Raw genomic sequence first — 14,522 nt, forward strand, 5'->3', positions numbered from 1 at the left:
CCTTTCGTATGTATACGCCCGATCACGCACAATTGTTAACCCATAACGTATTGACATTCCAAGAGTTGACGCCTTGTATAGGGTACTTTTAAAGGAAATTTGCGGCGGCAGAAGTTGCAGCGGTTACGAACCGGCTTTTGGCCCCTCCTGCAGCCTGAGCAGCAGCTCCTGCCGCACCTGCTTCAGCAGCCGGAGGGGCAGCGGCAGCCGGTTGTACTTCCACTCGTAAAAAGGCGCAGGCTCCGACCCGAAGCTCCGGTAAAACCCGGCTATACTTCCGATCATCGGGCTCTCAAAGTCCAGCACCTGTTGGGAGTTGGCGTTGCGGTGGATCACATCGTCGAGGATAAGGGTGCGGCCGTTGCTTTTGCGGCCGCTGGCGTCGGCAGCGTTAAAGATGTAGGTGATGTAGCCGCCGTAGTACAGAAACAGCCCGCCCGCCGTTATACTTCCCTGTTCATCCAAAGTATAAATCAGCTCGGCTATCCCCTTTTCCACACAAGCGGTGTATAACTGCCGCAGCATACGGTACGCCGCTTCATCCACCCCACCGTATACTTTGCGCGCGATGTTCTGGCGGAACAGGCCGATGAGCGGCTCAATATCCCGGCTCTGCACCAGGCGCAGGCGCTCGCGGCGGGCCTTGTTGAGGTTATACTTGCGGTCGCGGGTGTAGCCTTTCCAGAGTTGCTCATACGGCCGGTTCAGGTCCAGGTACAAGGTATGAATCGGCTGCAGGTGCTCCTGTTTTATGCGTTGCAGGGAGCTGGTGTTGCCGGTGCAGAACGCGTAGCCCGGGCTATACTTGAAGTGCTGCTGCACCAGCGCCAGAAACGCCGCTGCCTGCTCCGGCCTCAGTTCCCGCTGCGCGTAGATGCCCAGCTGCTGGCAGAAGAGCGGCTGCTGCAAGTATAAAATGCCATACTTGCGGCGCACGGGCAGCGGCATCACGCACGTGTAAACCCCGCGCTGCTGCTCCACCACCGCCTGCCACCCCGGCGACACCACGTCCAGGTACCACGACAGCGTATACACCTGCCGTTGCCCGGAGGCCGCCACACAGGCGTCCCAGGCGGCTTTGTCGATTTCGTTATGCTGGAGTAACTGCGGCACGCGTGCGGGGTTTATACTTCCTCGGCCACGCCGGAGGCAAAGAAGGTGCGGTATACTTTCATGCGGATGTTGCGGATAACCCTGACGTACAGCGGCAGCGCGTTGTGGCGCAGCGCGAAGTACTTTACCCGGTGCGCCCCGAAGCTGGCGTAGAAGTGCTCTATCTGCTCAATCATCGGACTCTCGAAGTCCAGGGTATAATCGGTGCCTGCGTGCTGCCGGATGATCTCGTCGAGCACCAGGGTACGGCCGTTGGCCGCGCGCCCCTCGCTGTCGGCCGAGTTAAAGGCGTAGCTGATGACGTTGTTATACTTAAAGAACAGGCACCCGGCATTCACCTCACCGCCGGCGGTGGTATAGATCAACTGCGCCACACCCCGCTCCTGCATCACCCGGTACAAATCGCGCAGCATCTGGTACGTGTACTCCGACACGCCGCCCACCACCTTGTGCTCGATGTGCTTCTTAAAGTGCTGGATCAGCGGCTCGATGTCGTCGCTCCCGAACATGCGCAGGTTGGCCCGCTGCGCCCGCTTCAGGTTCATCTTGCGGTCGCGGGTGTAGTTTTTGTAAAGCTCCTTGTATGGCTTGTTTAGTTTGAGGTAGCGTGTATACCTTGCCACCAGCTCATACTTGTCCTGCAGCTGCTCCAGGCTGGCCGTGTCGCTCATGTTAAAGCGGTAGCTGTGGATAAACTTATAGCGCTTCACGGTGAGCTCCAGCAGCTGCTCCCGCACCCTCTCGCTGCTGCGGGCGGTGGTGAACATGCCCAGCTGGTGCGTGTGGTAAGGCTGGCTCAGGTACGGAAAGCCCATTTTAAGTATGCCCGGCAGCGGCATCACCGTTACATAAGCCCCCTCCTGCTCCTCCACAAAGGCCTGCCAGCCCGGCGCCACCACATCCAGAAACCACGACAGCGCATACACCATATTATCGGCAGATGCCGCAATGCAGGCGTCCCACTTGGTTTTGTTTATCTGCTCGTGGCGGAGGTAGGTGATCATACGTTGTAGAGATAATCGCTCTCCTGCCGCTGTGCACCCGGCAGGGCTCTGGCAAACTTAATCATTTTTAAGCTGATCCTGCTGCTCCGGGTTCCTGATAAAAGAGAGGGGGCTGCACCCTTACAGCGCAGCCCCCTCTTATATGGTACAGCCGGTAAACTTATGCCATTACAAGCAAGTGGCTGATTATACTGCCCACAATAAAATAAGTAGCAACAATCACGTTTACCAGAGAATCATTGAGTACATTTTTTTTCATGACTTTAGAACAGTTTTGAGGTTTAGTTTTTATTTATAGTGAGATGCAAATATTCAGTTCAATTACTTAATTAGATAGTTATATTTCCTTAAGTAGACGATGCAAATAAATAGCAGATAAATTTAATATGCAAGTTATAGTATGTTATTTCTCTTCGTTTATACTTTACCCACACTGCCCCCTCTTTAAATATTACAACCTGCTTATTATCAGCCATATTCCTAAAGCATATATTAAGGATGGAGAGTACAATAATTTTTTTTAGAAAAAATTTTCAGCAGCCACTGTAACTACGCGCTTATCAGCCAGTTAAAAGTATAACACGGCATAAAAAAAGCCCCCGCTGCCGTAGTGGCAGCGGGGGCTTGCAGCAAAGGGGTGTATACTCTGGTGGCTACGCCAGCTTCTTATAACGGATACGCTTCGGCTCCACGTCGCCCATGCGCTTCTTCTTGTTCTCCTCGTACTCCGTGTAGTTCCCCTCGAACCAGTACACCTGTGAGTCGCCCTCAAAGGCCAGGATATGGGTGCAAATTCTATCCAGGAACCAGCGGTCGTGGGAGATAATGACGGCACAACCCGCAAAGTTCTCCAACGCGTCCTCCAGCGCACGGATGGCGTTCACGTCCAGGTCGTTGGTGGGTTCGTCGAGCAGCAGCAGGTTGCCGCCCTCTTTCAGCGTCATGGCCAGGTGCACGCGGTTGCGCTCCCCACCCGACAGCTTCTCCACCTTCTTCTCCTGGTCACCGCCCGAGAAGTTGAACTTGCTCACGTAGGCGCGCGACACCACCTGGCGCCCCGCCATGATCATGTGCTCTGTGCCTCCCGAGATCACCTCGAACACCGATTTGTTCGGGTCCAGGTTGGCGTGCTCCTGGTCCACGTACGAGATCTGCACCGTAGAACCAACGGTAAACTCACCTGCATCCGGCTTCTCCTGGCCTGTTATCAGCTTAAATAAGGTCGTTTTACCGGCACCGTTCGGCCCGATGATCCCCACAATGCCGCCCTGCGGCAGGGCAAAGTTCAGATCCTCAAAAAGGAGTTTATCGCCGTAGGCTTTGCTTACATGGTTTACCTCTACTACCTGGCTACCCAGGCGCGGGCCGTCCGGTATAAACAGTTCCAGCTTTTCTTCTTTCTTGCTGGCCTCTTCGCTGGCCAGTTTATCATACTGGCTGATACGGGCCTTCGACTTGGCGTGGCGGGCTTTCGGGGCCATCTTCACCCACTCCAGCTCGCGCTGCAGGGTCTTCTGGCGCTTGCTCTCGGTCTTCTCCTCTGCCGCCAGCCTAGTAGACTTCTGCTCCAGCCAGCTGCTGTAGTTGCCTTTCCACGGAATGCCCTCACCGCGGTCCAACTCCAGAATCCAGCCGGCCACGTTGTCGAGGAAGTAACGGTCGTGGGTGACGGCGATCACGGTGCCTTTGTATTGCTTGAGGTGCTGCTCCAGCCAGTCCACTGACTCGGCGTCGAGGTGGTTGGTCGGCTCGTCCAGTAGCAGTACGTCCGGTTCCTGCAGCAGCAGGCGGCACAGGGCCACGCGGCGCTTCTCACCACCCGACAGGTTAGCGATCAGGGCATCCTCCGGCGGCGTGCGCAGGGCATCCATGGCGCGCTCCAGGCGGTTGTCCAGCTCCCAGGCATTGTGGTGGTCGAGTTTCTCCTGCACCACGCCCTGGCGGTCGATGAGCTTGTTCATCTCCTCGTCGGTCATCTCCTCGCCGAACTTCATGTTGATCTCGTCGAACTCCTTCAACAGGGCCACCACCTCGCTCACGCCTTCCTCCACTACCTGGCGCACGGTTTTGGTGGGGTCCAGCTGCGGCTCCTGCTCCAGGTAGCCCACGGTGTAGCCCGGAGACCATACCACCTCGCCCAGAATCTCCTTGTCCACGCCCGCGATGATCTTCAGCAAGCTGGATTTACCCGAGCCGTTGAGGCCCAGCACGCCGATTTTAGCCCCGTAGAAGAACGAGAGGTAGATATTTTTAAGTACTTGTTTCTTTGGAGGGTAGATCTTGCTCACCCCGGCCATCGAAAAAATAATGGTTTCGTTGCTCATGCTATCTCTAAATGGTGTTTTGTCAATATACTTTTAAATAATGAGACGGGCAATGTAACGGCCTGCCGCGGCTCCGCGGCGCCGGCAACTTATCCGCCTGATTATTATTAACGTAAGGAATTACAAAGATCGCAAAAATTCATGTCTTTGCACTTCACAAAAGTGCTTTGAAATCATTAAACTTGTAGAAACTGTATGGGTAAGGTATGCATTTACTGGTTTTGCACCAGCAATCCTTCAGGCGCACGCCCGGTTTAGTCCAAGCCGCGGCAAACGCGACAGGCACGCCTGCGTATGCAGAGGTTAGTTTGCCCCTGATGCCTTAACCCAATATTTACGTACGACGCATAACCCAATCCAGTAAAATGGAACACAACAACCTATTGGAAGAAGCCAAGAAGTTTGGTTTTACCCAGGACCAGCAAGTATGGCTTAAGCCCTTTATGAACTACCCTGCACGCCAGGTAGGCGACGTGAAAGAGTCTGAGGATGACTCGCTTGTGTACTTTGCCAAGCGTTTCGAGATGTTCCGCGACAAGGTGAACAACCTGCTGCAACGCATCGAGGCCTCCGATAACAAGGGCTCTTTCCTGATGAAAGTACTGCACATGAAGGAGCAGGTGGGCAGCTACGACGCCCTCGGCGACTTTGAGCAGCTCTACCATACCCTGGCCACAGCCGAAGAGGAGATAAACGAGACCATCAAGCAGAACCGCGAGAAGAACCTGAGCATCAAGGTGAGCCTGATACAGGAGGCCGAGGCCCATAGCGAGAGCATCGACTGGAAAGAGGCCACCGAGAAGCTGAAGGACCTGCGCACGGCCTGGATCAAGACCGGGCCGGTGGAGAAAGAGCTCACCGACGAGATAGAGGAGCGTTTCCGCAATGCTGTGGAGAATTTCTTTGAGCGCAAGAAGAACTTCTTCGAGGATAAGAAGCGCATGCAGAACCGCGCCTACGAACGCTACAGGGATCTGATCAACCAGTCGTACCACCTGGCAAACTCGGAGGAGTGGGAGGAGACGACCGCCAAGCTGAAGCAACTGCAGAACGAATGGAAAGAAGTGGGCGGCAACCTGCCGCGCAAGACCATGACCACCCTCTGGAACAACTTCCGGAAGGCGCACAACCACTTTTTCGAGCGCCTGAAGCGCAAGATACAGAAGGAGAAGAACGCCTCCAGGGACCAGTTTTACGAGCAGAACTTCGAGCGCAAGCAGGAGCTGGCCGTGGAGGCCGAGCAGCTGCTGCAGGACATGAGTCTGAACGATGCCGTAAAGCGCGCCAAGGAGCTGCAGGCCGAGTGGAAAAAGGTTGGACCGGTGCGCCCCGACGTGTCGGACGCCATCTGGGAGCGCTTTATCAAGGCCTGCGACCGCGTATTTGAGATGAGCAGCCTGGAGCACTACATCCGAAAGCGCCAGCAGGCCAGCAACGAGGAGTATTCGGAGCCCGATGGCCTGCAGGCCCGCATCAACGCCCTCCGGGACTTTATCAAATCAGACAAAACCGAGCTGGAGGTACTGGAGACGAACCTGGACAAGCTCAACGACTCCCCGAGCAACGAGGCCTTCCGCAACATGCTGAAAGGGAAGATCCGCAACTTCAACCGCAAGATCGGCACCAAGACCGCCCTGATCGAGATGTTCCAGAGTCAGCTGAGCGCCATCTCGCGCTAAGCCACAGCTCCGGCTATACTTTACAAAAAGCGCCTGCTGCGGTGGTAGCAGGCGCTTTTTGCGTTTACTGCCACCGCCCCTGCCGCGCCTCCTACAACTTATGTTACTGTGCCGCGGCAGTGCCCTGAATTTATTCCTCACTTTTTGAACATTTGTTTTTTATTTGCGTTGTGTTGTTAAAAACAGACAAAAAACAATAAATATTTAGTTAAAATTTTTGTTCTTGTTTTTATTTATACTTTTGCGAACAAATCACACACGCCAATAAGTTAAAGGAGAAAATACTATGTACTGGACACTTGAATTAGCTTCATACCTGGAGGATGCACCCTGGCCAGCCACAAAAGATGAGCTGATCGACTTTTCCATCCGCTCCGGCGCCCCTATGGAGGTTGTAGAGAACCTGCAGGCCCTGGAGGACGACGGACAGCCTTACGAGAGCATCGAAGAGATCTGGCCTGACTATCCTACCAAAGAGGATTTCATGTTTAACGAGGACGAGTATTAATAATGAATAATTGGTAATGAGTAATGAATAATTGCCAATGGCTTTAAAGCTGACTCATTATTCATACATCATTAGTAATTAATCATTGGACAACATCGTCGAAGCAAAGAATCTGGTTGCGGGTTATGGCCAACGTGTGCTGATCCGCAACCTTTCTTTTTTTGTACCCTCCCCTGCCTTTGTGGCGATCATCGGCCATAACGGCGCCGGCAAGACCACGCTCTTCCGCGCTTTTCAGGGGAAAATTGATTACCAGGGGCAGCTACTGGTGCAAAACCACGACCTGCGACACCTCTCCAACCCATCGGGCAAGGGCCTGCTGGCATACTTGCCGCAAAAATCCGTCATTAACTTCCCCATTAAGGTGCACGACCTGGTGGTGATGGGCCTGTTCCGCCAAAAGCGCTTTTTCGAGAATTATACTTCGGAGGATTATACGTTAGCGGCCCAGACGCTGGAACTGCTGCAGCTCTCCCACCTGATGGATCACGACTTTACCACCCTCTCCGGCGGCGAGCAGCAGCTGGTGTGGCTGGCGCAGCTCATGCTGCAGGATGCTGCCATTAACCTGCTGGATGAGCCCACGCAGCAGCTGGATGTATACTATAAGCACCAGGTGTTCGGGCTGCTCCAGAACTGGGTAGACGAGCGGCGCAAGACCGTCCTCTGCATCACCCACGACCTGCAGAACCTCACCCACATGCGGGGCTTTCTGCTCAACCTCTCCAGGCCCGATCCGAAGCTGGAGGTGATTTCCCCGGAGGCGGTGCAGGAGAACCAGGCTTTTCTGGAGGCGGGGCGTCAGCCGGAGGTGTAGGAGTGTATTGGTCTGGCAGTTATCTTGCGTTATACTTTCATATTTGCCTGCATCCTTCCACTGACTTCCGCTGGCGCAAGCGTCCGCTTGTGTCTTTTTATACTTGAGCTATACTTTATACTTTCATAGCCGCTGCTTCCTGCTTTTTGAGACAAGCTATACTTTGTAGTTACTGCTGTTCCACGGCTTTACTACCTGCTCGTTTCATCTCCAGCTTTGGCGCTCTCCAGCCCGAGAGGGCTCGTCCTTTGGCATCGCGCTGTGTTCCCTCCTGCCTCCGCTGCGCTACGGCTGCTCAACAAGTTGAGCACCGGATCTCACAAGGCGCTCAACCCAAGGACTGGGATCAGATTCGATAGCTTTGGCTTATACAAAATGAACGGAGCTCCCTCCCCTGTTTTTAGGGGAGGGTTGGGGTGGGGTGAATTCCCCTCCCCGGAGGGAAGCCATCGTTATAGACTTCAAGATTCCCTAACCTTCCCTTGCAAAAGCCTCGGCAAGCAGAAGATCCTCGGGCGTGGTGATTTTGATGTTGCGGTAGCTGCCTTCCACTAAAGTTATACTTTCGCCTATACTTTCCACCACCGAGGCATCGTCGGTGAAGTACTCCTGTTCCGGCTGCTCATAAGCCTTACGAAGTATACTTGCCTGGAAAACCTGCGGCGTTTGCACCAGTTTATACTTGGCACGCGGCACGGCACGGCTTCCCTCCGCCGTCAGTTCCCGGATAGAGTCTTTCGGCGACACAGCCACCACAGCGCTTCCATACGTTGCGGCGGCCTCGTAAGCCGCTTGTATCGTCTCCACCGCCACAAAGGGGCGCACGCCATCGTGCACGGCCACCAGACCGTCTCCCATCACCGCGTCCAGCCCGTTCCTGACCGAACCGAAACGCGTGGCGCCGCCCGGCACCGTCATGTGGAACAGCCTGAAGCCGTGCTTCTGGCAGAGGCTGCGCCAGGTGTTGAGTTGCTCCTGCGGCAGCACCACAACCATTCTAACAGCAGGGTTATACTTGTGGAAGCGCTCTATCGTGTGCATCAGGATCGGCTTGCCCGCTACCTCCATAAACTGCTTGGGCAGCTCGTGCTGCATGCGGCTGCCGCTGCCGCCAGCCACTATGATCGCATATTCCGGGGTTTTTGCCATAGGGCAAAGTTAGAAAGTTGTTTTGAGTTTGGGAGTTTGGGAGTTAGAGAGTTTAGGAGTTGTAGAGACGAAACGCGCTTCAAATCTCTAACCATCTTGATATAAAGTATAAAGCCCCTGCTTTTTAAGACCGGGGCTTTATACTTTTGCAAGCAGTTTATACTTACAGGATCAGCATTACGTCGCCGTAGCTGAAGAAGCGGTAGTTTTCTTTGATAGCCTCCTCGTACGCCTTCATCACCAGGTCATACCCGCCGAAGGCAGCGGCCATCATCAGCAGCGTGCTTTCCGGCATGTGGAAGTTGGTGAGCAGGCTGTTGGCGATCTTGAAGTCGTAGGGCGGGAAGATGAAACGGTCTGTCCAGCCTTCGTTGGCCTTCAGGCGGCTGTTGGCCGATACCGAGGACTCCAGGGCACGCATGGTGGTGGTGCCGATGGCGCACACGCGCCTCTTGCTGTCCAGCGCCTTGTTCACGCGCTCGGCGGTGGCGGCGGGCACCATAAAGTTCTCCGAGTCCATTTTGTGCTTGGTCAGGTCTTCCACATCCACCGGACGGAAAGTGCCCAGGCCCACGTGCAGCGTGATCGGCTCCACGTCCACGCCTTTGATCTCCAGGCGCTTCATCACCTCTTTGGTAAAGTGCAGGCCAGCGGTTGGGGCAGCCACGGCGCCTACGTTCTTGGCATACACGGTCTGGTAGCGCTCCCGGTCCTCAGGCTCCGCCTCGCGCTTGATATACTTGGGAAGCGGCGTTTCGCCCAGGTCGTTAATGGTCTTGTAGAACTCCTCGTCCGGGCCGTCGAACAGGAACTTGATGGTACGGCCGCGGGAGGTGGTGTTGTCGATCACCTCGGCCACCAGATCGCTGTCGCCAAAGTATAGCTTGTTGCCCACGCGGATCTTGCGGGCCGGGTCTACCAGCACGTCCCACAGGTGGATGTCCTTGTTGAGCTCGCGCAGCAGGAACACTTCAATCTTAGCCCCTGTCTTTTCCTTGTTGCCGTACAGGCGCGCCGGAAACACCTTGGTATCATTCACCACCATCACGTCGCCCTCTTCGAAGTACTCCAGGATGTCTTTAAACACGCGGTGCTCGATTTTACCGGTGTCGCGGTGGATCACCATCATGCGGGACTCGTCGCGGTTTTCGGAAGGGTGGGAGGCAAGGTAGCTTTCAGGAAGCTCGAACTTAAATTCGGATAATTTCATATAGCAAATATTACGGTATTTGGTTCTTATACGTGTGCGGTATCTCCTGTTACACAACAGCAGCGCCGCCTGCTGAGGTTCATAATCAACCGCCAACTAAAAAACAAAAAATCAAACCGCAAATTTACTCGCTTTGGCCGAATTATTCTTACTTTTAAGAAAATTACTTGCTACTGTTTTACCTGATATAAGAAGAACACTATGATCTACCTCCGCCTGATAGCCGAAAGCTTTCGCTTTGCGTGGCAGGCCCTGCGCGCCAACCTCCTGCGCACGATCCTGTCGCTGCTGGGGGTTACCATCGGTATCTTTGCCATCATCTCCGTGTTCACGCTGGTGGACTCGCTGGAGCGCAATGTGCGCGACAGCATGAGCTTTATCGGCGACAAGGTGATCTACGTGGAGAAGTGGCCCTGGTCTACCGGGGGCAGCTACCCGTGGTGGAAATACTTTCAACGCCCGGAGCCCACCGAGCGTGAGTTTCGCCTGCTGGAGCGCCGCATCACCACCAGCAGCGGCGTGGCCATATCCTCAAGCAAGGGCGGCAACACCTTTAAGCAGGGCAACAACAGCTACTCCAACGGGAACCTGATGGGCATCTCCTACGACTATCCGAGCGTAAGCGAAGTGCCGATCGTGGACGGCCGTTACTTTACCCCGCAGGAGGCGGAGGCCGCCCGCAACGTGATCATCATCGGCGACGAGGTAGCCACCACCCTCTTCCCCTACGGCAGCCCGATCGGGCAGACGCTGAAGGTGTCCGGGCAGAAGTTCTCCGTGATCGGGGTGATCGAGAAGCAGGGCGAGAACATCTTCGGGATGCCGAACATGGACCAGATGGGTATGGTGCCCTACAGCACCTTCTCCAAGATGTATGATGTGGGGCCAAACGGCCTGGGGTCCACCATCGCCCTGAAAGGCCGCGACAACGACCCGGGCCTGCTGGAACTGGAGTATGAGGCGCGCGGCATCATGCGCAACATACGCGGCCTGCGCCCCCGCGATGAGGACAGCTTTGCCATGAACCGGCCCGAGATGATACAGGAAGCCATCGGCGGCTTTTTCAGCGCCGTTGGGTTTGGAGGCTGGATCATTGGAGGCTTCTCTATACTTGTGGGCGGCTTCGGCATCGCCAACATCATGTTTGTGTCGGTAAAGGAGCGCACCAACATCATCGGGATACAAAAAGCGCTGGGCGCCAAAAACTTTTTCATACTTTTCCAGTTCCTGTTCGAGGCTGTTTTCCTGAGCCTGTTGGGCGGCGGCATCGGCATTATGCTGGTGTTCCTGCTCACGCTCATTCCCCAGGACATGATGAAGGTCACGCTCTCGGCAGGCAACATTATACTTGGCCTCGGCGTATCGGCCGTTATCGGCATGCTGTCGGGTATCATCCCGGCCGTGCTGGCATCAAACCTGGACCCCGTTATAGCAATCCGGTCGAAATAGAGAAACCTTTACATGCTTGGCGCTGATGCTCCCCTCCCGCACAGGGGCAGCGGGCCAGGCCTGATTTTATAACTATGTGATGAAGCGTGCCCCAGCCTGTGGGCACAGCAGGCGAAAGCCTCCGCAGAAGAAGACGAGAAAGAATTATGACAAAGCTTAGAAAGACGAGCAAAACCAAACTGAATGACGAGGCGCTGCACACCGGCAGCGGCCAAACCATCCTGAAACCCGATGTTAACGAGAATAAGGCCAGGTCGGTAACAGACCTGCGCGAGAATGGCCAGTCCACCGCGGCCCCAGCCTCTGCCGAGGACATTAGAATCCGCAAGGCCTTCGTGGACAAGGACTGGAACGAGATTAAGATTGCAGACTCCTGGCAGATATTTAAGGTAATGGCCGAGTTCGTGGACGGCTTCGAGAAGCTGGCCAAGATCGGCCCCTGCGTGTCGGTATTCGGCTCGGCCCGCACCAAGTCCGACAACAAGTACTACATTATGGCCGAGGAGATTGCCGCCAAGCTGGTGCGCCACGGCTATGGCGTGATTACGGGCGGTGGCCCGGGCATTATGGAGGCCGGCAACAAAGGCGCGCACTCTGAGGGCGGCAAGTCGGTGGGCCTGAACATTCACCTGCCCTTCGAGCAGTTCAACAACATCTACATCGACTCCGACAAACTCATCAACTTCGACTACTTTTTTGTGCGCAAGGTGATGTTTGTGAAGTATGCGCAGGGTTTTGTGGTGCTGCCGGGCGGCTTCGGCACGCTGGACGAACTGTTTGAGGCGATTACGCTCATCCAGACGAAGAAGATCGGGGCCTTCCCCATCGTGCTGGTGGGCCGTTCGTACTGGGGCGGCTTAATGGAGTGGGTTGAGAACGTGATGCTGAAGATGGAAAGCAACATCAGCCAGGAAGACCTGGACCTGGTGCACATCGTGGACGACCCCTCGGAGGCCGTGAAGATCATCGACGACTTCTATAGCAAGTACCTGCTGTCCCCGAACTTTTAAGGAAGCCATACTCATACTTACAGAGAAGCCCGCCGCACACGCAGCGGGCTTCTTTTATGCAATGCGGCTCCATACTTGCCTGTCGCGCCGCTGGCTCCTATACTTCTCCCATTCTATAAGGCCTCGGGCTTACTCCATCAGGCTAACCTCGTACGTTGCCTCCCCGTGCAGAGGCTCCCCCGCCGCGGTCTGCCCTGCTATCCTTATCGTGAATTCGCCGGTTTCATCAGAAGTATAAAAAGTGAAGGAGGCCTTCCCGTCGACGCCCACCTGCAGCTGCGGCTCCCAGTGAACCAACTGCCTGAGGTCCGGAACGGTAGTCATGCCTTCAGCCCCGGCAGAAGCGGGCACAAAGGATTTAGGGCGGGTATACTGTTCATAGAGCACCGGGTAGCCTTTCTCCTTTAATTTCTCCCTGGCCTCTCCGCTTTTGGTATACACCGCGAACATGCCGTTTTCCGCCCTGTTCCCCAGGTTACCGGCGTATAGCTTTTCCTCCAGCCAGGTTAACTCAAACGAGGCGATGTCGTTCAGGTTCAGGGCCAGTATTTCCTCCATGCCGTTCACGACCACCCCATCCACCAGGTAAATAGGCTCCTGCTTCAGCATCTTCTTTACCCCGGGCCTCACGTACAGCAGCCTGACTTCGTAGCGCCCTTTCCGCTTGCTTAGCCTCAGGTTTGTGGTTGCCTCCCGTATGGCTTCCTCCACGCTATGAAAGGTGACATAGTCATCCAGCCGGAAGACTCTATCTGCGGGCAGCTTCGGGATAGGCGCTGTGGCATGAGGCTCCGCTACACCGTACGCTTCGCTGATCCGGGTTCTGTTATGGTGCTGCTTGGCGTAGTTCACCATGCTTTCGGGCAGCGACTGCACAAAGGCGGTATCGGTGGGGGCGCTGTAGGCGGCATTGCTATAGGGCTCCGTCACACCCTCGCGCGCAAAGGCGTCCACCAGCAGCTCTGGTTTATACTTTGCTGCTGCCTCCCCCCTCATCAGGCCATTCCAAAGCTCCTTGTCGGGAGTGTGCACCAATGCCTGCTCGCCCTGCCCTTCCTCGCTCCAGGTAAAAGTAGCTGTGGGCAATGGCCTGTGGAAGTCCTGGTTTATACTTGTGGTGGCTACCGCCACGTTGGCTGCCACGGGTGCCCCTGCCCTGTTTTCCACCTGCACGTTGACCGTTACCTGCTGCCGGGGCCCATACTGCTTCCGGTCGGTGCTAATGCGGAGCGCTACCTGCTCCTGCCGCCGCACCACCTTCTGCTCGGCCTCCACTGCACCGCCCGGGTTCAGCAGCAGCAACCTGACGGTCTCACCGGCCTCAGCCGGCCACGGCACCGCGACCACGCCGCTTTCGCTGCCCTGCTGGGAGAAGTATACTTTCCCGCCTGCCTCTGCCAGCAAAGTATAAGCCCATGCTCCGCTGTTGTTTATCCTTACCCTGAGCTCCTCGTTCTGCTGCTCCTCTACCACCAGCGCCAGCCCGACCTGCTTCGCAGCCGGCAGCTTTGTACGTTGGAGTGTATAGCCATCCGCCTGCACCTGCGCCTCATACTGCTCCTGCAGGCCCGGCCGGAGGCGGAAAGAGCCGACACCCGTTTTATCGGTCTGGAAGGATACCACCGTGTCACCGGCACTGCTTAAAATGGTGCAGCTGGCGGCCACTCCCATACCCGCGGCATTGGTAGCCACCACGGCAACCCTGGACGCCACCCCGGCCAGCAAATTGTTAGACTCCGGGAAGAACTGCACGTGCAGCGGCCTGGCAGTCTCCCGGGCAGTTTTGCCCTGCAACGCCATCACCTCGCCGGCATTCACGATCAGGAGCTGCTCGCGGTACTGCTGCCCTTTGCTGTAGTTTCGCATCCAGTTGGTGGTAGCCAGTAAGGTATAGTTACCACTGGGCAGGTTCTCTGGAAGCAATATATCGCCATAGCTCGTGCCTTCCTCTATGATGAGCCGCTGCCTGAGTATAAGCTGTTCCTGCGCATCGAGCAACTCCACATACAGGGCTTTGCTTGGGTGGGCAGAGGAGGTGCTTTTGTTCAGGAACGCCTTGAACCACAGCCGCTCCCCCGCGGCATAGTAAGGCTGGCTATGCACCAGCCGCACCTGCTCGTCTGTCAGCAGCGCTTGTACCCGCTGTGCCCCGGGAGCCTGCTGCGCCAGCGACGTGAAGCTACTGCACAATAGCAACAAGCCTCCGGCCAAACGCCCGACTACACTCTTCTTGGTCAGCATAAATGATATCATCAAAAG

Annotated in this window: 11 protein-coding genes; 5 read left to right on the top strand and 6 right to left on the bottom strand. The window is 55.8% G+C overall.

Annotated features, from left to right (window positions below; genetic code table 11):
• Nucleotides 1–123 precede the first annotated feature (123 nt).
• The 3 genes from A3841_RS05205 to ettA form a co-directional block, all read right to left on the bottom strand.
• The gene (locus A3841_RS05205) at nt 124–1,113 is read right to left on the bottom strand and encodes a GNAT family N-acetyltransferase (protein WP_083610228.1); all 990 of its coding nucleotides are present in this window, start codon (nt 1,111–1,113) and stop codon (nt 124–126) included.
• Between the two features lie 11 nt (nt 1,114–1,124).
• A complete protein-coding gene (locus A3841_RS05210) occupies nt 1,125–2,117 on the bottom strand; it encodes a GNAT family N-acetyltransferase (RefSeq protein ID WP_073851275.1) in 993 nt (330 codons plus the stop codon).
• Nucleotides 2,118–2,770: 653 nt separating this feature from the next.
• Nucleotides 2,771–4,441 carry an energy-dependent translational throttle protein EttA gene (gene ettA, locus A3841_RS05215; RefSeq protein WP_073851276.1) on the bottom strand — a complete coding sequence of 557 codons (1,671 nt, stop codon included), beginning with the start codon at nt 4,439–4,441 and terminating at the stop codon, nt 2,771–2,773.
• A 365-nt stretch (nt 4,442–4,806) separates the two neighbouring features.
• On the opposite strand from ettA, the gene A3841_RS05220 reads away from it, so the two are divergent.
• The 3 genes from A3841_RS05220 to A3841_RS05230 all read left to right on the top strand — a co-directional run bounded on the left by A3841_RS05220 (nt 4,807) and on the right by A3841_RS05230 (nt 7,445).
• Nucleotides 4,807–6,120 carry a DUF349 domain-containing protein gene (locus A3841_RS05220; RefSeq protein ID WP_073851277.1) on the top strand — a complete coding sequence of 438 codons (1,314 nt, stop codon included), beginning with the start codon at nt 4,807–4,809 and terminating at the stop codon, nt 6,118–6,120.
• Between the two features lie 286 nt (nt 6,121–6,406).
• Entirely contained in the window at nt 6,407–6,628 is a 222-nt protein-coding gene (locus tag A3841_RS05225) for a DUF2795 domain-containing protein (protein ID WP_073851278.1), read from the top strand.
• 85 nt (nt 6,629–6,713) lie between these two features.
• The gene (locus tag A3841_RS05230; protein ID WP_073851279.1) at nt 6,714–7,445 is read left to right on the top strand and encodes an ABC transporter ATP-binding protein; all 732 of its coding nucleotides are present in this window, start codon (nt 6,714–6,716) and stop codon (nt 7,443–7,445) included.
• A 471-nt stretch (nt 7,446–7,916) separates the two neighbouring features.
• On the opposite strand, the gene A3841_RS05235 is transcribed toward A3841_RS05230, so the two are convergent.
• Together A3841_RS05235 and queA are read right to left on the bottom strand one after the other, a co-directional pair.
• Nucleotides 7,917–8,594 carry a 2-C-methyl-D-erythritol 4-phosphate cytidylyltransferase gene (locus tag A3841_RS05235; protein ID WP_073851280.1) on the bottom strand — a complete coding sequence of 226 codons (678 nt, stop codon included), beginning with the start codon at nt 8,592–8,594 and terminating at the stop codon, nt 7,917–7,919.
• Nucleotides 8,595–8,757: 163 nt separating this feature from the next.
• Nucleotides 8,758–9,804 carry a tRNA preQ1(34) S-adenosylmethionine ribosyltransferase-isomerase QueA gene (queA, locus tag A3841_RS05240; RefSeq protein ID WP_073851281.1) on the bottom strand — a complete coding sequence of 349 codons (1,047 nt, stop codon included), beginning with the start codon at nt 9,802–9,804 and terminating at the stop codon, nt 8,758–8,760.
• Nucleotides 9,805–10,005: 201 nt separating this feature from the next.
• Between queA and A3841_RS05245 the strand changes: the two genes are divergently transcribed.
• Nucleotides 10,006–11,253: an ABC transporter permease gene (locus A3841_RS05245; protein WP_073851282.1), complete on the top strand. Its 1,248-nt coding sequence runs from the start codon at nt 10,006–10,008 to the stop codon at nt 11,251–11,253.
• Nucleotides 11,254–11,399: 146 nt separating this feature from the next.
• Nucleotides 11,400–12,263: an LOG family protein gene (locus tag A3841_RS05250; protein ID WP_139307886.1), complete on the top strand. Its 864-nt coding sequence runs from the start codon at nt 11,400–11,402 to the stop codon at nt 12,261–12,263.
• Between the two features lie 129 nt (nt 12,264–12,392).
• On the opposite strand, the gene A3841_RS05255 is transcribed toward A3841_RS05250, so the two are convergent.
• Nucleotides 12,393–14,516, bottom strand: a complete 2,124-nt coding sequence (locus A3841_RS05255; protein ID WP_073851283.1) for a hypothetical protein — start codon at nt 14,514–14,516, stop codon at nt 12,393–12,395.
• Between the last annotated feature and the right edge of the window lie 6 nt (nt 14,517–14,522).

It is taken from the genome of Pontibacter flavimaris (assembly GCF_001907195.1).
In the GTDB taxonomy this organism is placed as follows: Bacteria; Bacteroidota; Bacteroidia; order Cytophagales; family Hymenobacteraceae; genus Pontibacter; species Pontibacter flavimaris.